The sequence below is a fragment of the Stenotrophomonas sp. CASM106 genome, assembly GCF_049384825.1.
In the GTDB taxonomy this organism is placed as follows: Bacteria; Pseudomonadota; Gammaproteobacteria; order Xanthomonadales; family Xanthomonadaceae; genus Stenotrophomonas; species Stenotrophomonas muris.
In genome coordinates this window covers 444,814-463,765 of record NZ_JBMRFS010000002.1, presented here as the reverse complement: position 1 = coordinate 463,765, position 18,952 = coordinate 444,814, and the positions used below count along the sequence as shown (strand labels likewise).

General features: G+C 67.5%; 17 protein-coding genes. 16 read left to right on the top strand and 1 reads right to left on the bottom strand.

Annotation, left to right across the window (positions count from 1 at the left end; genetic code table 11):
* Complete coding sequence (map, locus tag VG556_RS05875) at positions 1 to 786, bottom strand: type I methionyl aminopeptidase (protein WP_005412748.1); 786 nt, start codon at positions 784 to 786, stop codon at positions 1 to 3.
* Between the two features lie 230 nt (positions 787 to 1,016).
* On the opposite strand from map, the gene VG556_RS05870 reads away from it, so the two are divergent.
* From VG556_RS05870 to bamA, 16 genes are all read left to right on the top strand, one after another.
* Positions 1,017 to 1,547, top strand: coding sequence for a Csu type fimbrial protein (locus VG556_RS05870; protein ID WP_032956855.1), 531 nt, complete (start codon positions 1,017 to 1,019; stop codon positions 1,545 to 1,547).
* Positions 1,547 to 2,296 (top strand): fimbrial biogenesis chaperone, encoded by a 750-nt coding sequence (locus VG556_RS05865; protein ID WP_100449677.1) that lies wholly within the window; start codon positions 1,547 to 1,549, stop codon positions 2,294 to 2,296. The genes VG556_RS05870 and VG556_RS05865 overlap by 1 nt, the downstream gene beginning before the upstream one ends.
* A 7-nt stretch (positions 2,297 to 2,303) precedes the next feature.
* Complete coding sequence (locus VG556_RS05860) at positions 2,304 to 4,673, top strand: fimbria/pilus outer membrane usher protein (RefSeq protein ID WP_100449676.1); 2,370 nt, start codon at positions 2,304 to 2,306, stop codon at positions 4,671 to 4,673.
* Complete coding sequence (locus tag VG556_RS05855; protein WP_032956852.1) at positions 4,670 to 5,707, top strand: Csu type fimbrial protein; 1,038 nt, start codon at positions 4,670 to 4,672, stop codon at positions 5,705 to 5,707. The genes VG556_RS05860 and VG556_RS05855 overlap by 4 nt, the downstream gene beginning before the upstream one ends.
* A 152-nt stretch (positions 5,708 to 5,859) precedes the next feature.
* Positions 5,860 to 6,075, top strand: coding sequence for a hypothetical protein (locus tag VG556_RS05850; protein ID WP_041863203.1), 216 nt, complete (start codon positions 5,860 to 5,862; stop codon positions 6,073 to 6,075).
* Positions 6,075 to 6,773 (top strand): fimbrial biogenesis chaperone, encoded by a 699-nt coding sequence (locus VG556_RS05845; RefSeq protein WP_100449675.1) that lies wholly within the window; start codon positions 6,075 to 6,077, stop codon positions 6,771 to 6,773. Before VG556_RS05850 ends, VG556_RS05845 begins: the two co-directional genes overlap by 1 nt.
* A 220-nt stretch (positions 6,774 to 6,993) precedes the next feature.
* The gene (gene rpsB / locus VG556_RS05840) at positions 6,994 to 7,800 is read left to right on the top strand and encodes a 30S ribosomal protein S2 (RefSeq protein ID WP_005408748.1); all 807 of its coding nucleotides are present in this window, start codon (positions 6,994 to 6,996) and stop codon (positions 7,798 to 7,800) included.
* A 125-nt stretch (positions 7,801 to 7,925) separates the two neighbouring features.
* A complete protein-coding gene (tsf, locus tag VG556_RS05835; protein ID WP_032956847.1) occupies positions 7,926 to 8,801 on the top strand; it encodes a translation elongation factor Ts in 876 nt (291 codons plus the stop codon).
* Between the two features lie 258 nt (positions 8,802 to 9,059).
* Complete coding sequence (locus VG556_RS05830; RefSeq protein WP_032956845.1) at positions 9,060 to 10,598, top strand: sensor domain-containing diguanylate cyclase; 1,539 nt, start codon at positions 9,060 to 9,062, stop codon at positions 10,596 to 10,598.
* A 121-nt stretch (positions 10,599 to 10,719) separates the two neighbouring features.
* Positions 10,720 to 11,448 carry a UMP kinase gene (gene pyrH / locus VG556_RS05825; RefSeq protein WP_014646500.1) on the top strand — a complete coding sequence of 243 codons (729 nt, stop codon included), beginning with the start codon at positions 10,720 to 10,722 and terminating at the stop codon, positions 11,446 to 11,448.
* A 96-nt stretch (positions 11,449 to 11,544) separates the two neighbouring features.
* Positions 11,545 to 12,099 carry a ribosome recycling factor gene (gene frr, locus VG556_RS05820; RefSeq protein WP_014646499.1) on the top strand — a complete coding sequence of 185 codons (555 nt, stop codon included), beginning with the start codon at positions 11,545 to 11,547 and terminating at the stop codon, positions 12,097 to 12,099.
* Between the two features lie 5 nt (positions 12,100 to 12,104).
* Positions 12,105 to 12,872, top strand: coding sequence for a polyprenyl diphosphate synthase (uppS, locus tag VG556_RS05815; protein ID WP_032956844.1), 768 nt, complete (start codon positions 12,105 to 12,107; stop codon positions 12,870 to 12,872).
* Positions 12,869 to 13,705 (top strand): phosphatidate cytidylyltransferase, encoded by an 837-nt coding sequence (locus VG556_RS05810; RefSeq protein WP_014646497.1) that lies wholly within the window; start codon positions 12,869 to 12,871, stop codon positions 13,703 to 13,705. Before uppS ends, VG556_RS05810 begins: the two co-directional genes overlap by 4 nt.
* A 2-nt stretch (positions 13,706 to 13,707) precedes the next feature.
* Positions 13,708 to 14,898 (top strand): 1-deoxy-D-xylulose-5-phosphate reductoisomerase, encoded by a 1,191-nt coding sequence (locus VG556_RS05805; protein ID WP_049403801.1) that lies wholly within the window; start codon positions 13,708 to 13,710, stop codon positions 14,896 to 14,898.
* Positions 14,899 to 14,953: 55 nt separating this feature from the next.
* Positions 14,954 to 16,312 (top strand): RIP metalloprotease RseP, encoded by a 1,359-nt coding sequence (gene rseP / locus VG556_RS05800; RefSeq protein WP_032956841.1) that lies wholly within the window; start codon positions 14,954 to 14,956, stop codon positions 16,310 to 16,312.
* 74 nt (positions 16,313 to 16,386) lie between these two features.
* The gene (gene bamA, locus VG556_RS05795; protein ID WP_049441550.1) at positions 16,387 to 18,750 is read left to right on the top strand and encodes an outer membrane protein assembly factor BamA; all 2,364 of its coding nucleotides are present in this window, start codon (positions 16,387 to 16,389) and stop codon (positions 18,748 to 18,750) included.
* The last annotated feature ends 202 nt before the right edge of the window (positions 18,751 to 18,952 follow it).

The window sequence follows — 18,952 nt, the reverse complement described above, 5'->3', positions numbered from 1 at the left end:
TCAGGAAACCTGCGACTCGCCTGGCGACAGGGTCAGCACGTCCACGCCGGTCTCGGTGACCGCGATCATGTGCTCCCACTGCGCCGACAGCTTGCGGTCCTTGGTCACCACGGTCCAGCCATCCGGCAGCACCTTGTTGTAGCGGGTGCCCTCGTTGATCATCGGCTCGATGGTGAAGGTCATGCCGGGCTGCAGCACCAGGCCCTGGCCCGGGCGGCCGTAATGCACCACCTGCGGCTCATCGTGGTAGACCTTGCCGATGCCGTGGCCGCAGTACTCGCGCACCACGCTGAAACGCTCGCCTTCGGCGTAGCTCTGGATGGCATGGCCGATGTCGCCCAGGGTGGCGCCCGGACGCACCGCACGGATGCCGCGCCACATCGCTTCGTAGGTGGTTTCCACCAGGCGGCGGGCCATCACCGACGGGGTGCCGACGAAGTACATGCGGCTGGTGTCGCCGTGCCAGCCGTCCTTGATGACGGTGACGTCGATATTGATGATGTCGCCATCCTTGAGCACCTTCCCTTCACTGGGGATGCCGTGGCAGATGACATTGTTGACCGAGGTGCACACGGTCTTCGGGAAGCCGCGGTAGCCGACGTTGGCCGGAATGGCACCCTGCACGTTCACGATGTGGTCGTGGCAGATGCGGTCCAGTTCCTCGGTGGTGACACCGGGCTTGACGTGGGGGGTGACGATGTCGAGCACTTCGCTGGCCAGGCGGCCGGCGATGCGCATCATCTCGATTTCCTGCGGGGTTTTCAGATTCACGCTCATGGCACCCATTATCGCCGATCCGGCCGCAATCTGAACGAACGCCGCCCAACTGGCGATCCGGGCCATGCACGATTCCGGCAAGGAAAGTGAAAGCGTGATGGCCTCCACTCTTGCGCCTGCCTATTTATCACGGATTACAGACACTTACGCCTCCTAAGCTGGACCCGCTGTCGTCAAAGCGGCGCCGAACGTGCCGTCTTCGCCTTGTTCAACGGACCTTCGGGTCAGGGAGGTTGTCCATGCGATCCCCAGTTCGATCCCCGCTGACATGGGTCATGGCCGGGCTGCTGCTTTCCAGCCCGGCGTTGGCCGCCGACACCACCACCTTCAACGTCACCCTGGTGGTCACCAAGGCCTGCACCATCACGGCGGCGGCCGCCACCAACGTCGACTTCGGCACGGCGGCCTCGACCACCGCCACGCCCACCCTGGGCCAGGGTACGGTGACCGCGCAGTGCTCGGCACTGACGCCCTACACGATTGCGCTGAACGCGGGCGCCAACGCCGGCACCGCCAACGACGTCACCACCCGGCGCATGAAGAACACCAATGCCGCGGTGACCGCCAACAACTATGTCGGCTACCAGCTCTACCAGGATGCCGCACATACCCTGGTCTGGGGCGCCACAACCGGCACCAATACCCAGGCCGGCATCGGCACTGGCCTGGCCGTGCCCTACATCGTCTATGGCCAGATCCTGAACCTGAGCACCAACAACCCGGCCACCGGTAACTACCTGGATACGGTTACCGCCACGATCACCTATTGATGGAGCACGCCCGCATGGCCGGACCCCGCCCGTGGCGCGCCACCGGCGTGGCGCTGCTCGCCCTGTACCTGCTGGCCCCCGCCGGTGCCGGCGCCACCAGCCTGCAGGTCGCCCCGACCAGCCTGCAGCTGGAAGCCCGCCAGCGTGCCGGCGAGCTGTGGCTGACCAACAGCGGCACCTCACCGGTGACGCTGCAGGTGCGCGTGTTCCGCTGGGTGCAGCAGGACGGCCAGGAACAGCTGCTGCCCACTGATGAAGTGATGGCCACGCCGCCGATGCAGGAACTGGCCGCCGGCCAGCAGCAGCTGGTGCGGGTGATGCGTCCGGACAGCGAGCCACCGCCTGCACAGCGGCACTACCGGCTGATCGTGGACGAGGTACCCGACCTGGCCACCCGTGCCGAGGGCATGCAGTTCGTGCTGCGCTATTCGATCCCGGTGTTCGTGCAGCCTTCGGCCAGCCGCCTGGCCCCACGGCTGCAGGCGCGCCTGATGAAACTGGCGGACGGCCGCAATGGCGTGGAAGTCGCCAATACGGGCGACAGCTACGCACAGATCGCCGATCTTGCGCTGGGCAGCGCCGCGCGCCCGCGCATTGTCCATCCCGGGCTGCTGGGCTACGTGCTGCCGGGCCAGGTGATGCGCTGGCCGATCGAACGCACGGCGATCGACCGCGACAACGACCAGATCACGGCCAAGCTCAATGGCGAGTCGGAACAGACGCCACTGTCGCCCCCACCGGCTCGCTGAGGCGTTGATGGGCGCGCTGTTGGCGGCCCTGGCTCCCGCGGCGACCGAGGCCGCCGATGTGTCCGGCGTGGCGGCCGTTGATGTATCCGGCGTGTCGGCCGATGCCATCCTGCCTCCCCCGACCCCGCTGACCGCCAGCCAGGCGCTGTACCTGGATGTGTCGCTCAACAGCACCCCGCGCGGCCTGCTGCCATTCACCGAGAACCGCGGCCGGCTGCAGGCCAGCCCCGAAGTGCTGCGCCAGCTTGGCTTCAACGCCAGCGGCGACGCGCCGGTCTACCTGGACCAGATCAGCGGTGCGGTGGTGCGCTATGACGCGCACATGCAGACCCTGGCACTGGACGTGCCGCTGGACCAGCTCATCCTGCCCACCACCGTGCTCAGCCGCCCGCAGACGCGCGCGCCCACCGGCAGTGCCTCGCCCGGCGTGCTGCTCAACTACGACGTCTACGGCAGCCGGGTGGACACGCTCGGCAACCTCAGCCTGAGCGCGGAGCTGCGCGTGTTCGGTATCGGCAACGGCACCTTCGAAAACACCGCCATCAGCCGCCGCTACCAGCAACCCGGCGACCGCCATTGGCGCGGCGAGAGCGTGCGCCTGGACACACGCTGGAGCCTGGATTTCCCGGACAGTGCAACCACGCTGGAGGTCGGTGACTTCTACAGCGGCTTCGTCGACTGGACCCGCCCGGTTCGCCTGGGCGGCCTGCAGATCGGCCGCAACTACGGCCTGCAGCCCTACCGCGTGCTCACGCCCACGCCCAGCTTCCTCGGCCAGGCGGTGGTGCCCTCCACGGTCGAGCTGTATGTCGATGGCCTGCGCCAGTACAGCGGCCAGGTGCCGGTCGGGCCCTTCCAGCTGGCGGCGCAGCCCGGCATCAGCGGCACCGGTAACGCGCAGGTGGTGGTGACCGATGCGTTCGGCCGCATGCAGACGCTGGATTTCAGTTTCTATGGCACCCAGCAGCTGCTGGCCAAGGGCCTGTCGGACTGGTCGGCCGGCGTCGGCCACCTGCGCAGGGATTTCGGCGAACGTTCCTTCGCCTATGACGATCGCACGGTGGCCAGTGCCAGCTGGCGCGGCGGTGTCACCGACACGTTCACCGGCGAGGCGCATGCCGAAGGCGGCGGCGGCCTGGCCCAGGCCGGTGTCGGTGGCTGGTGGCTGCTCGGCGCCGCTGGCGTGTTCAATGCCGCCTATGCGCACAGCGGCTACCACGGCCTGCAGGGTGGGCAATGGGCGCTGGGCTACAGCTGGAACAACCGTCGCTTCAACGTCAATCTGCGCAGCGTACGCAGCCACGGCGACTACCGCGACCTCGGCGCGCTGCAGGGCAACCTGCCGCCGAGCATCAGCGAGCAGGCCACGCTCGGCCTGGACCTGCTGCGGCTGGGCACGCTCAGCGCCAGCTATCTGCGCCTGCGCTACCCGGATGGAGACGACAACCGCTATGCCAGCCTGTTCTGGTCACGTACCTGGAGCCAGCGCTGGTCGGCCTATCTTTCGGTAAACCAGAACCTGGACCGCAGCGACGACCGCAGCATCTACCTGTCGGTGACTGCCAGCCTGGGCAACAACCGCCAGGCCAGCCTTTCGAGCCAGCGCAACGGCGACAGCCAGAGCTGGGTGGCGGACGTGACCCAGCCAGTGCCGGGCGATGGCAGCGCCGGCGGCGTCGGCTGGCGCGCGCAGCTGCGCCACGGCGAGGACGGCAACGGCGGCCTGGCCGAGGTCGGCATCCTCAACGATGTCGGTCGCTACTCGTTCGGCGCCTCGCGCCAGGGTGGACTCAACTATGCCTACGCCAGCGCCAGCGGCAGCCTGGTGTGGATGGGCGGGCACACCTTCGCCACGCGCGAGGTGTCCGATGCGTTCGCGGTGATCAGCACCAATGGGGTCGGCGGCGTCCCGGTGCGGCTGGAGAACCGCCTGGTCGGCGTCACCGATGATCGCGGCCTGCTGCTGGTCAGTCCGTTGCTGTCCTGGCAGCGCAACCGGGTCTCGATCGACACCCTGGACCTGCCCGAAGACATGCGCGCCGACCGCATCGAGGACTGGGTGACCCCGCGCCAGCGCGCCGGCACCCGCGTGACCTTCCAGCTGCGCTCGCGGCCGTCACTGAGCCTGACCCTGCTGGCAATGGACGGCCAGCCTCTGGAGGTCGGCAGCGAGGTGCGGTTGCCCGATGGCCGCCAGGCCACGGTCGGCTACGACGGCCTGCTCTATCTGGAAGACGTTGCCGCCGGCAGCGTGCTGTACGTCACCACCAGCCGCGGCCCCTGCCGCGTGAAAGTGCCGGACCTGCCCAAGGTGGTGGCGTCCGGCGCGCGGCCGAAGCCGGCGCCGCAGCAGTGCATCCCGGAGGTGGCGCCATGAGGGTGCTGCTGCTCGTCCTGCTGCTCTGCGTCGGCCTGCTGGCAGCGGCGCCCGCCGGTGCCACCGCGGTCTGCACGGCGGTCGCCAATCCGACCCTGCCGTTCGGCAACATCAACAGCAATGCACCCGGCCCGAGTACGGCCAACCTCAACATCACGGTGACCTGCACCACCGCCGCGCTGAGCCTGCTGGCCACCACCGGCGTGCGCGTCTGCGTGGGCATCGGCGCAGGCAGTGGCGGCGGCAGCAGTTCCACCTTCCGCACGATGGCCACCTCCAGCAGTGACACCCTGAATTTCCAGCTGTACAACAACGCCAGCTTCGGCCAGGTCACCGGACTGGTGCCGCGCGGCACGCCACCCGCGCAGGAACTGACCATGACCTACAACGTGCCGCTGGTGACGGGCGGCAGCGGTGCGCAGTCCATACAGCTGTTCGGGCAGATCCCGGCCAACCAGATCCTGGCCTCCGGCGCGTACAGCAGCACCTTCAGCGGGGCCAACGTGGTCCTGACCTGGGCCTGGAACGAAGTCCTGCTCGGTACCGCCACCGTGCCCGCCACCTGCAATGGCGGCGCCACCGGCACCAACAGCGCCAGTGCAGCCTTCAGCTTCACCGCCACCGCCAACGTGCTGCCGCAATGTGGCAGCTACGTCACCACCACCATGGACTTCGGCAACGTCACCGGCGGCATTCCGGCCAACATCGACCGGACCGCCACCCTCACCCTGACCTGCCTGAAGAACACTGCCTTCCAGGTCGGCCTCAACAACGGCCAGAACAATCCCACCGCCACCACCACCCGGCGCATGGCCACCACCCTCGGCGGAAGCACCTATTACCTCGCCTACGAGCTCTACCGGGACTCGGCGCGGAGCCTGCGCTGGGGCAATACCCTGACCGTCGACACGGCCAGCGGCACCGGTACCGGCAGCGCGCAGCAGCTGACCATCCATGGCCGGGTGCCGCCGGTCAGCGGCCAGCCGCCGGCCGGCACCTACAACGACCTGGTGACGGTGACGATCACCTACTGACCGGCGTGCCGACCAACGGTCGGCACCCACCGGACGAAGGCCGTGCCGAGCGCCGGCTCGGCGCTACAGTTCCGGCACATCCCGCCGATACCGCGCAGCAAGTCTTTCAGCATGGTGGATGGCAGGTGGTTCGCACATTCCTGATCGGGGCGATGCTGGTCGCCAGCCTGCCGGCATGGGCCGAACCCAGCAGCCCCCTGCAGATCCGGCTGACCGTGGTTGAATCCTGCAGCGACGATGGCGGCGGCATCCGCTGCCCGGCACCGCACCAGCGCAGTGACGCACCCCAGGCGCCGCGCCAGGTCCGCGAGCTCGCACCACCGGCGACGGACGAGAACGCAACACCCTCCGTGACCCTCATCTACTGATGCGCGCGTTGCTGACCCTGCTGGCACTGCTGCTGGCACTGCCTGCCGCAGCGCTGGAGCTGTTGCCGACCACCCTGCAGCTGCCGGCCCAGGGCGGCAGCGCCGAACTGTGGTTGCACAACCCCGGGCCCGGCCGCTGGCAGGGCCAGGTGCAGGTGCTGGCGTGGGATCAGCAGCTGGACGCCGAACGACTGCACCCCAGCGACCAGATCCGGGTCAGCCCGGCGCAGCTGGACCTGGCCCCCGGCAGCACCCAGCGCGTCTGGCTGTTGCCAGGCGATCCGCCAGCGGCGGCCGCTGAACAGGCCTATCGGGTCGTACTGGCACCGACGTTGCCGGGGTTGCCGCGCTATTCGCTGCCGCTGTTCCGCGGCCCAGCGGGGCCAGCACTGCAGGCCCGGCTGCTGGGCCGCGTCGAGGCCCACGGGTCTCTGGCCGTACTGCGACTCAGCAATGCCGGTACCCTGCACGGCCGCCTGCACGATCTGCGCTTCATCACGGCGGACGGCCAGGCAACGCTGCTGACGGCTGGCCTGGCCGGCTACATTCTGGCGGGCCATGAACGCCGCTGGCCCCTGCCTGCCCGCGCCGATGGCTATGCAGGCGGCCGCTTCCAGGCACGCCTGCAGGACGGCCGCGAGGTCGATCTGGCCGCAACTGACCCTGCAATTGCAGCAAGCGCTCCCAGCGGGCTATAATCGACCGGATTCCTGCCGCCAGCGTGCGCGCGAACCCGTCCACACCGGACGTCACCGGTGAATCCACACCTGCTGCCCCCATCCGTGCCGGGGTGCTCCGCAAGGAGTTCGGCCACGGAGGCAACAGGGAAGCCCAACCCCGGAACCGATCGCGCTTCCACGCGTCCCGCATACCTATCCCCGCGGGCGGAATCGCTGGTTCCATATCAGGAGTATTGCAATGCCCCAGGTCACCATGCGTCAGATGCTGGAAGCCGGCGTCCACTTCGGCCACCAGACCCGCTACTGGAACCCGAAGATGGCTCCGTACATCTTCGGCGCCCGCGGCAAGATCCACATCATCAACCTGGAAAAGACCGTCCCGCTGTTCAACGATGCGATGAACTTCATCTCGTCGGTTGCCCAGAAGCGCGGCACCGTCCTGTTCCTGGGCACCAAGCGCAGCGCCCGCGAAACCATCAAGGAAGAAGCCGAGCGTTGCGGCATGCCGTTCATGAACCAGCGTTGGCTGGGCGGCACCCTGACCAACTTCCGTACCGTCAAGCAGTCGGTTGCCCGCCTGAAGGAACTGGAAGCCGGTGAAACCGACGGCACCTTCGAGAAGCTGGTCAAGCACGAAGTGCTGGGCCTGCGTCGCGAGCGCGACAAGCTGGAAGCCTCGCTGGGCGGCATCAAGGACATGAACCGCCTGCCGGACGCCATCTTCGTGATCGACATCGGCCACGAAGACATCGCGATCAAGGAAGCCAAGAAGCTGGGCATCCCGGTCATCGCCGTGGTCGACACCAACTACAACCCGGAACTGGTTGATTACGCCATCCCGGGCAACGACGACGCCATCCGCGCTGTGCAGCTGTACGCCCGCGCCGCTGCCGACGCCGTGCTGGAAGGCAAGGCGGCTGCCCCGCACGCCGCTTCGGTGCGCGAGGAAGAATTCGCTGAAGCCGCTGCTGAAGGCGAAGAGAAGCCGGCCCGCCGCGCTCCGGCCAAGAAGGCTGCCAAGAAGGGCGACGACGCCCAGGCCTGATCCAGGCCCCGGGTGGACGCCCGGCGTCCACCCTCCCTGCACGCAGCCATCGGCGCGTGACAGGACCGTGTCACACGGGCCGGCCACCATGCCGGCCCAACCCCTTTCTTTCGTGAGGTAATCCCGTGGAAATCACTGCTTCCCTGGTCAAGGAACTGCGCGAGCGCACCGGCGCCGGCATGATGGAATGCAAGAAGGCGCTTACCGAAGCCAACGGCGACATCAACGCCGCTGCTGAAGCCATGCGCAAGTCCGGCGCCGCCAAGGCCGACAAGAAGGCTGACCGCGTGGCCGCCGAAGGCCGCCTGGGCCTGGCCCAGGACGGCGGCAAGGCCGTGCTGGTCGAAGTCAACTCGGAAACCGACTTCGTCGCCAACGATGACAACTTCAAGTCCTTCGTCAACGCCGTCGCCGCTGCTGCCCTGGCATCGGGCGCCAACGACGTCGAAGCCGTGAAGGCCGCCACGCTGGCCGACGGCCGTACCGTCGAGGAAGCCCGCGCCACCGCCGTGCAGACCCTGGGTGAGAACATCCAGATCCGCCGCATGGTCAAGGTCGACACCACCGGCAACATCGGCGCCTACGTCCACACCAACGGCAAGGTCGGCGTGCTGGTCGACCTGATCGGCGGCGACGTCGAGCTGGCCCGTGGCCTGGCCATGCACGTGGCCGCGCTGAAGCCGCCGCACAACAAGGCTGCGGACGTCCCGGCCGAGTTCGTCGAGAAGGAAAAGGAAATCGAGCTGGCCAAGATGACCGATAAGGACAAGGCCAAGCCGGCCGACATCCTGGAAAAGATCATCAGCGGCAAGATCAACAAGATCGTCAGCGACGTGACCCTGTACGGCCAGACCTACGTGCTGGGCGACACCACCGTCGAGCAGGTGGTCAAGGCCGCCGGCGCCGACGTGGCAGGCTTCAAGCTGCTGATCGTCGGCGAAGGCATCGAGAAGGTGGTGGAAGACTACGCCGCCGAAGTTGCCAAGGCGATGCAGGTCTGATTCCAGCCTTCCGGCTGTGAAGCGACCAGAAGGAGCCGCGGGAAACCGCGGCTCTTTTTTTATGCATGGGCCCAGGGATCAACCCATGGCCCACCGGTGGGTGCGCACCGTTGGTGCGCACAACCGGCACCTTTGCGTTGCGCGCGAATCAAGCCGATACTCGGCGCAGGGAATCCACAGTCATTTAGCAGGAACGAAAATCGCGGACTGTGATGCATTCCTAGGTATTCTTGTCCTAATGGAATTGAACGACCCGACATGCCTCCCGAGCTGACAGCTGCCCTGGCGCTCTGCCGCAACCTGCCTTCGCCACCCGGTATTGCCCTGCGCATCATCGAACTGGCCCAGGACCCGGAAGCGGACATCGCCACCGCTGCCGACATCATCGCCATCGACATGGCGCTGAGCGCTCGCATGCTGCGCATCGCCAATTCGCCGCTGTACGCCAGCCGCCGCCGGATCGAGAACCTCGGCCAGGCGCTGACCATGCTGGGCCTGAACGCCACGATCAGCCTCGCCCTCGGCTTCACTGTCACCCAGGGCCTGACCGGCGGCACCGGCGCCGACCACGACCTGCGCCAGCGCGCCTGGAAGCGCAGCATCCTCAGCGCCCTGGCTGCCAGCCAGCTGGGCCAGGCGCGCGGCCTGCGCCGGCTGGAAGAACTGATGCTGGCCGGCCTGCTGCAGGACCTGGGCGTACTGTGCCTGGCCCAGGCCGAGTCGGAGCGCTACCTGCCGCTGCTGCGCGAGGCACGCGACAACACCGACCTGGTCGCCCGCGAACGCGAGGAACTGGGCTGCAGCCATGCCGAGGTCGGCGCGTGGGTGGCCGAGCAATGGGGCCTGCCCCGCTACCTGGTGGAGAGCATCAGCCACAGCGAGGACGAGGACGTCGCCGAATCGCCGTTCCAGGCCTGCGTGCAGCTGTCCGGCGCGGTGGCCGACATCTGGCTGGACAGCGACGCCGACGCCGCGCGTGAGCGCGCCCTGCAGCAGGTGCACGACCGCCTGGAGCTGGACAGCGCGCGCTTCGACCAGGTCCTCGCCCGCATCAGTGAAGCCCTGCCCGACATCGCCAGCCTGTTTGATGCCGGCCTCAATTCACCGGCGCGGGTGCGCGAGCTGATCGATCACGCGCAGGAGCTGGCCACGCTGCGCAACCTGCGCGAACTGCAGGACGCCGACCAGGCACGACGCCGCGCCGACGAGTTCGAGGCGCGCGCCAAGCGCCTCGCCGACCAGGCCCATCGTGACGCGTTGACCGGCGTGCTCAACCGCCGCCAGCTGGAAGCGGTGCTGGAGCAGGAATTCCTGCGCGCCGGCCGCCAGGGCTGGCCATTGTCGGTGGCCTTCATCGACCTGGACGACTTCAAGAAGATCAACGACGCCCACGGCCACCTGACCGGCGACGAGGTGCTGCGCGCCTTCGCCGGCAAGCTGCAGGGCCAGCTGCGCAACAGTGACACCGTCGCCCGCTTCGGCGGCGAGGAATTCGTCGCGCTGCTGCCAAACACCAGCGAAAGCGTGGCCCTGGACGTGATCCGCCGGGTGCTGGCCAACATCGTCGCCACGCCGATGGCCGAGCTGGAGGGCGGGCCGCTGTTCGTCACCTTCTCCGCCGGCGTGGCCACCCAGGGTGGCTACGAGCGCTTCGCCGACGTGCAGGACCTGCTGCGCGCAGCCGACGACGTGCTGTACCGCTCCAAGAACCTGGGCCGCAACCGGGTGATCGCCCGCTCACCAGGTGCCCTCGGCCACGACGAGCTGTCGGCCACCGCTGGCGCCGAGCTGGGCTGAACGGGAAGCCCCGTTTGACCGGGGCGAACGACCGGATTCTGCGCCGCAGTGCACAAAACACTTTGGCACGACGCCGCATGCGCGTAGAATCGCCCGCGATTTCCACGCACCCGAGGTCCTCATGTCCAAGCTCGCCTATCGCCGCATCCTTCTGAAACTGTCCGGGGAGGCGCTGATGGGAGACGAGGACTACGGCATCGACCCGAAGGTCATCAATCGCCTGGCCCGCGAGGTCATCGAAGCCCAGCAGGCCGGTGCCGAAGTGGCGCTGGTGATCGGCGGCGGCAACATCTTCCGCGGCGCCGGCCTGGCCGCCGGCGGCATGGACCGGGTCACCGGCGACCAGATGGGCATGCTGGCCACGGTCATCAACGCCCTGGCCATGCAGGATGCCCTCGAGAAGCTGGGCGCCAAGGCCCGCGTGATGAGCGCGATCAAGATCAACGACGTGTGCGAGGACTACATCCGCCGCCGCGCCATCCGCCACCTGGAAAAGGGCCGCCTGGTGATCTTCGCCGCCGGCGTCGGCAGCCCGTTCTTCACCACCGATTCCGGCGCCGCCCTGCGCGCGATCGAGATCGGCGCCGACCTGCTGCTGAAGGCCACCAAGGTCGATGGCGTGTACGACAAGGACCCGAACAAGCACAGCGATGCGGTCCGCTTCGACAGCCTGAGCTACGACGAAGTGATCCGCCGCGGCCTGGAAGTGATGGACACGGCGGCCTTCGCATTGGCCCGCGACAGCGACCTGCCGATGCGCGTGTTCGACATGGGCCAGCCGGGCGAGCTGCTGAAGATCCTCAACGGCGCGAACATCGGCACCCTGGTCCAGGGCCGCGACCCGGCCTGAGCCTGAGCGCAAAGCGGCGATCGGGCCGATTCAGGCCCGGCAGCGTCCCGTATTCGCCTATAATCGCCCGATTCCAGATACATCCAGGACCGGGCGATGCTCAACGACATCAAGAACAACGCGCAGACGCGCATGGCCAAGAGCATCGACGCTCTGAAGCACACCCTCACCTCCATCCGGACCGGGCGTGCCACGCCTGCCCTGCTGGACCGCGTGACGGTCAGTGCCTATGGCAACGCCAGCACCCCGCTGAACCAGGTTGCCTCGATCTCCAACGCCGACGCGCACTCGCTGCTGGTCACGCCGTTCGACAAGGGCATGATCAAGGAGATCGAAAAGGGTCTCTACAACGCCGAGTTCACCCCGAACACCCTCGGCACCGCGATCCGCATCAACATGCCGCCGCCGACCGAAGAGCGCCGCAAGGAGCTGGCCAAGCAGGTGCAGAAGGAAGGTGAAGGCGCCAAGATCGCGATCCGCAACATCCGTCAGGACGCGAACAAGGAAATCGCCAAGCTGGTCAAGGACAAGGCGATCAGCGAAGACGAGAAGAAGCGCGGCGAAGACGACATCCAGAAGCTGACCGACGCCAACATCAAGGACGTCGACAAGGTCGTCGCCGACAAGGAAAAAGAACTGCTGTCGGTCTGAAGTCGATGCCTTCAGCCCCGCCTCCGTTACCGGCCGCCCTGCCCCGCCACATTGCCATCATCATGGATGGCAATGGGCGCTGGGCACAGCAGCGCCGTCGCCCCCGCGTGATCGGCCACCGTGCCGGCGCGCGCGCGGTCAACCGCACCATCGAGCGCTGCCTTGAACTGGGCATTCCGGCGCTGACCCTGTTCGCCTTCTCCAGCGAGAACTGGGGCCGGCCGCAGGAGGAAGTGGATGCGTTGATGAAGCTGTTCCTCGGCGCGCTCGACCGCGAGGTGGACGAGCTGCACCGGCGCGGCGTGCGCGTACGCTTCATCGGCGAACGCGAGCGCTTCGGTGCCGGGCTGGTCAGCCGCATGCAGCTGGCCGAACAGCGCACCGCCGACAACACCACCCTGACCCTGTCGATCGCGGCCAGCTATGGCGGCCGCCAGGACATCGCCCGCGCCGCGCGCGCCCTGGCCGTCGAAGTGGCGGCCGGTCGCCTGTTGCCCGAGCAGATCGACGAATCGCTGCTGGGCAGCCAGGTCGCCCTTGCCGACCTGCCGCCGCCGGACCTGTTCATCCGCACCGGCGGCGACACCCGCATCAGCAACTTCCTGCTGTGGCAGCTGGCCTACACCGAGCTGTGGTTCACCGAGGCCCTGTGGCCGGACTTCGATGCCGGGCAGCTGCAGCAGGCGCTGGACGCCTATGCCGGCCGCGAGCGTCGTTTCGGCCTGACCAGCGCCCAGATTGCCGCACTGGCCACCGAGACTTCCAGCCCATGACCAAGACCCGAGTCCTCGCCGCGCTGATCATGGCGCCGGTTGCCATTGCGGCGATCCTGCTGCTGCCCACGCAATGGCTGGCCGCCGCCGCCGCTGCGGTGCTGCTGATCGGCCTGTGGGAATGGCTGAAGCTGGCCGGTATCGAAGACACCCTGGCACGCACCGTGCTTCTGGTGCTGAACCTGCTGCTGATGGTGCTGCTGGTCTGGGCCGATGGCAGTACGCTGGTGCTGTTCCAGATAACCACGCTGGCCGGCGTTGCCTGGTGGCTGGCCGCGCTGGTCTGGCTGCGCTTCTTCAATTTCGGTGCACAGCCGTCGGCGCCCTCGCGCATCCTGAAGATGCTGGCCGGCACGCTCGCCATCGTGCCCGCCTGGGCCGCGCTGGTGCTGATCCATGCCGGTGGCGATCCGCCGGGCAAGCAGGGCCACCTGTGGCTGCTGGCTGCACTGGCACTGGTGTGGGCGGCCGACTCGGGCGCCTACTTCGCCGGCCGCCATTTCGGCAAGCACAAGCTGGCCCCGCGGATCAGCCCCAACAAGACCTGGGAAGGCCTGTTCGGCGGCCTGCTGGCCGGTGTCGCCGTGGCCGTCGGCCTGGGCTGGCTGGCCGGGATCGATACCGCACACCTGCCGGGCCTGCTGATCACTGCGGTCGTGGCCGTGTTCGCCTCGGTGCTGGGTGACCTGTTCGAGAGCCTCATCAAGCGCCACGCGGGCGCCAAGGATTCGGGCCACCTGATCCCGGGCCATGGCGGCGTGCTCGACCGGGTCGACGGCGTCCTCGCCGCCGTCCCGGTGTTCGCGCTGGGCAAGGAAATCTTCGGGTTCTGACCATGAATGCTGCTGCAGACCTGCGCCGGGTCGCCGTATTCGGCGCCACCGGCTCGATCGGTGCCTCCACGCTGGACGTGATCGCCCGCCACCCGCAGCGCTACCAGGCGACCGTGCTCGCCGCCGGACGCCAGGTGCAGGGGCTGCTGGCGTTGTGCCGCCAGCACAAACCCGCGCACGCGGTGATCGCCGACGAATCGCTGTTCGCCGAACTGCGTGACGGCCTGCGCGACGCCGGACTGGCCACCGAAGCCCATGCCGGCCATGCCGCGCTGGACCAGCTGGCCGCCAGCGACGCCTGCGATACCGTGGTCGCGGCCATCGTCGGCGCTGCCGGCCTGTCCTCGACCCTGGCCGCGGCCGCCGCCGGCAAGCGCATCCTGCTGGCCAACAAGGAATCGCTGGTGCTGGCCGGCGAACTGCTGACCCGTACCGCCGAACGTGCCGGCGCCGAAATCATCCCGATCGACAGCGAACACAGCGCGATCTTCCAGTGCCTGCGCTCGCGCGACGCCAGCGTCGACGGCGCCGGCGTGCGCCGGATCCTGCTGACCGCCTCCGGCGGCCCGTTCCGTGGCCGCAGCCGCGCCGAACTGGCCCAGGTCACCCCGGCCCAGGCCGTTGCCCACCCGAAGTGGTCGATGGGACCGAAGATCTCGGTCGATTCGGCGACGTTGATGAACAAGGGCCTGGAAGTCATCGAGGCCCACCACCTGTTCGGCGTGCCCGGTGAACGCATCGAAGTGCTGGTGCACCCGCAGAGCCTGGTCCATTCGCTGGTCGAGTTCGTCGACGGCTCGACCCTGGCGCAGATGGGCCTGCCGGACATGCGCACCACCCTCGCCGTTGGCCTGGGCTGGCCACAGCGCATCGAATCGGGCGTGGCCGGGCTGGACCTGCTGGCCCAGGGCCGGCTGGATTTCGAGGCCCCGGACACCGACGCCTTCCCCTGCCTGGCCCTGGCCTGGCAGGCCATGCAGGCCGGCGGCACCGCACCGGCGGTGCTGAATGCTGCCAACGAGGAGGCGGTTTCAGCGTTTCTTCAGGGCCGGATCGGTTTCCTGACGATCCCGGCGCTGGTTGCTAACGCTCTTTCAACACTGCCGACGCAAGCAGCCGATACACTGGAGGTCCTGTTGTCCGCCGACCAGCGGGCACGCCAGCTCACCCTGAACGCCATCGACGCCGCCTGAACGACCGCCTCGCCCAGCATGACGCCGCCGCCCCTGCCCGCCACTGTGAGCCTGCATGACTGACTTCATCGGATCGGTCTGGTGGATGATTGTCAGCCTCGGGCTGCTGGTCACGTTCCACGAGTTCGGGCATTACTGGGTCGGACGCCTGTGCGGGGTCAAGATCCTGCGTTTCTCGGTCGGCTTCGGCCAGCCGCTGTGGTCGCGCCGCGACCGGCATGGCACCGAGTTCGCCATCGCCGCCATTCCGCTGGGTGGCTACGTGAAGTTCCTCGACGAACGCGAGGTCGAAGTCCACCCGCACGAGCGCGGCCAGGCCTTCAACCACAAGACGGTCTGGCAGCGCATCGCGATCGTTGCCGCCGGCCCGATCGCCAACCTGCTGCTGTGCATCCTCCTGCTGTGGGCGATGTTCGTGATCGGCAAGCAGGATTACTCGCCCACCGTCGGCCGCGTCAGCGGCATCGCCGCCAGTGCCGGCCTGGCCAGCGGCGACCGCGTGCTGCGCGTGGACGACCGCCAGGTGGTCACCCTCGGCGAGGCCAGCATGGCACTGACCGCGGCCGCGATGGACCGCCGCGACGTGAAGCTGGAAGTGCTGGATACGGCCGACCAGGTGCGCACGCGCACCCTGCCGCTGTCGCAACTGCCGGCGGGTTTCGATGAGCGGCGGGTGCCGATCCTGGCTGGCATGTACTGGCAGTCGTGGCTGCAGCCCGCGCTGGTCGAGTCGCTCACCGCAGACTCCGTGGTGGCCGGGCAACTGCAGCCGGGCGACCTGATCGTGGCCATTGACGGCCAGCGCATCGACGGCGCCGACCAGGTGATCGGCGAGATCCAGGCGCTGGGCCGTGCCGGTGGCCCGGGCATGATCGAGGTCCTGCGTGGCGGCGAGCGCCTGGCGCTGGAAGTGACGCCACGCAAGGGCCAGGACGCCAAGGGCGGCCCCACGTGGCAGATCGGCGTTCAGTTCCCGACCAAGTTCAGCCCCCCCTACGACACCCTCCTGCGCTACGGCCCCCTGGACTCGGTCACCGTCGCGGTACGCGAAACCGGGCGCCTGGCGGCCGACTCGCTGGGCATGATGGGCCGCATCGTCACCGGCAAGGCCTCGCTGCAGAACGTTTCCGGGCCGGTCACCATCGCCCGCGTGGCCAATGTCTCGGCCAAGCGCGGCCTCGACTGGTTCCTGCAGTTCCTTGCCCTGCTGTCCCTCAGCCTGTGCATCATCAACCTGCTGCCGATCCCGATCTTGGACGGCGGCCACCTGCTGTATTACCTTATCGAGTTGGTCAAGGGCAGCCCGCTGAGCGAGCGTGCCATCGCCGCCGGCCAATACATCGGCCTGGCGTTGCTGGCCGGGCTGATGGGGTTGGCGTTCTACAACGACATCCTCGGCCTGGTCCCGCGATGAACTTTTCCATGTTGTTGCCGTCTACAGCGTCGGCATCCCGCACCAATGAAATCGACCTTCCTACCGGACGTGACATGACGCGACTCCCCAATCGCCGCCTGCTGGCCCTCGCCCTCGCCGCCGTCACCGGCGCTCCCGCCCTGGCCCAGGCAGCCGAGCCCTTCACTGTCAGCGACATCCGCGTCGATGGCCTGCAGCGCATCAGCTCGGGCACGGTATTCACCTACCTGCCGGTGGAACGTGGCGAGACGGTCACCGACAACAAGGTCGGCGAGACGATCCGCGCCCTGTACAAGACCGGCTTCTTCGAAGACGTGCAGCTGGACCGCCAGGGCACGATCCTGGTGGTGACCGTCAAGGAACGTCCGGCGATCAACAAGCTGACCGTGACCGGCAACAAGGACATCAAGTCCGACCAGCTGCTCAAGGGCCTGTCCGACATCGGCCTGACCGAGGGCGGCACCTTCGATCGCCTGAGCCTGGACCGCGTGACCCAGGAACTGCGCCGCCAGTACAACGACCGTGGCAAATACAACGTCGACATCACCCCGACGGTGAGCCCGCTGGACCGCAACCGCGTGGACATCGCCATCGCCATCAAGGAAGGCAAGGCGGCCAAGATCCGCCACGTCAACCTGGTCGGCACCGAAAAGTTCGAGAGCAAGGACATCCTGGAGACCTGGGAGTCCAAGGAGCACAACTGGGCGTCGTGGTACCGCCGTGACGACCAGTACTCCAAGGAAAAGCTGTCCGGCGACCTGGAAAAGCTCAACTCCTGGTACCTGGACCGCGGCTACGTCGATTTCAGCATCGATTCCACCCAGGTCTCGATCAGCCCCGACAAGCGCGACATGTTCCTGACCGCGGGCGTGACCGAGGGTGCGCAGTACAAGATCTCCGAGATCAAGGTCAGCGGCGACACCATCCTCCCGCAGGAGGACGTCGAGCGCATGGTGATCCAGAAGTCCGGCGACACGTTCTCGCGTGCCCTGCTGGAATTCAGCTCGGACACCATCACCAATTCGCTGTCCAACATCGGCTACGCGTTCGCCAAGGTGAACCCGATCCCGACCACCAACCGCGCCGAGCAGACCGTCGCCATCAACATGCAGGTCGTGCCCGGCCCGCGCGTGTCGGTGCGCCGCATCCTATTCCGTGGCAATACCCGCACCTCCGATGAGGTGATGCGCCGCGAAATGCGCCAGTTCGAGAACAGCTGGTACTCGCAGGCCGCGATCGACCGCTCCAAGATCCGCCTGCAGCGCCTGGGCTACTTCGAATCGGTGGAAGTGGAGACGCCGGCCGTCAGCGGCAGCAACGACCAGGTCGACGTCGTCTACAACGTCAAGGAAACCACCTCGGGCAGCTTCGTGTTCGGCCTGGGCTACTCGCAGTCCTACGGCATGACCACCTCGGTGCAGCTGTCGCAGAACAACTTCCTCGGCGGCGGCAACCGCGTGTCGGTCGAAGCCTCGCGCAGCAGCTATCTGCAGCGCTACGGCTTCAGCTACACCAACCCGTACTTCACCGATGACGGCGTGTCGCTGGGCTACAACCTGTCCTGGCGCGAACTGGACTACTCCGACTTCAATACCGCGCAGTACAACAGCACCAATGGTTCGGCGCAGGTTGTGTTCGGCGTGCCGCTGACCGAGACCGATACCGTCTCGCTGATGTTCGGCATCGACAGCAACCAGATCACCACCTACCAGGGCTCGACCCCGCAGTCGATCATCGACTACATCAACGCGGTCGGTCAGCGCACCTTCCACGCCTGGCGCACCGAGCTGGGCTGGGCGCGCGACTCGCGCAACGACTACTTCATGCCGACGCGCGGCACCTACCAGCGCATCGGCCTGGAAACCACGCTGCCGGGTTCGACCATCGAGTACTACAAGCTGAACTACCAGATCAGCAAGTACTGGCCGATCATGCCGTCGCTGGTGATCAACACCCGCGCGGAAATCGGCTACGGCGATGCCTACGGCAACGACTACACCCGTACGCTGACCAATCCGGATGGCACCACCCGCACCGTCACCGCCAGCGGCCTGCCGTTCTTCGAGAACTTCTACGCCGGTGGCACCAACTCGGTGCGCGGCTTCGAGGACAACACCCTCGGCCCGCGCGAAGTCACCACCGGTTATCCGGAAGGCCAGCCGCTGGGTGGTTCGCTGAAGACCGTCGGTTCGGTCGAAGCCTACTTCCCGCGCCTGTTCGACAGCCCGTCGGCACGCGTGTCGGCCTTCGTCGACTTCGGCAACGTCTACAACGGCACCCAGAACTTCAAGGCCAACGAGCTGCGCGTGTCCACCGGCGTGGCCCTGCTGTGGCGCGCCCCGGTCGGCCCGATCTCGATCAGCTACGCCTTCCCGCTGAAGAAGGAAGACGATGACAAGATCGAGCGTCTGCAGTTCACCTTCGGCGGTCAGTTCTAAGAACTGACCACCGAAGGTGCGCCGCGGCTTGCTGCGCAAGCAGCGGGTCCCGACCTACCTCCTATCCCCCGCGCCATTGGCGCGCCCCCCTTAACAGAAGGGGGGCTCTCCACCAGACGGGGTGCGAAGCGCCGGGCATTGCCCGGCGTTTTCGTTTTGCAGATGACACTGCACGGCACGGGCTTTTGGCCGCGCTCGCGGG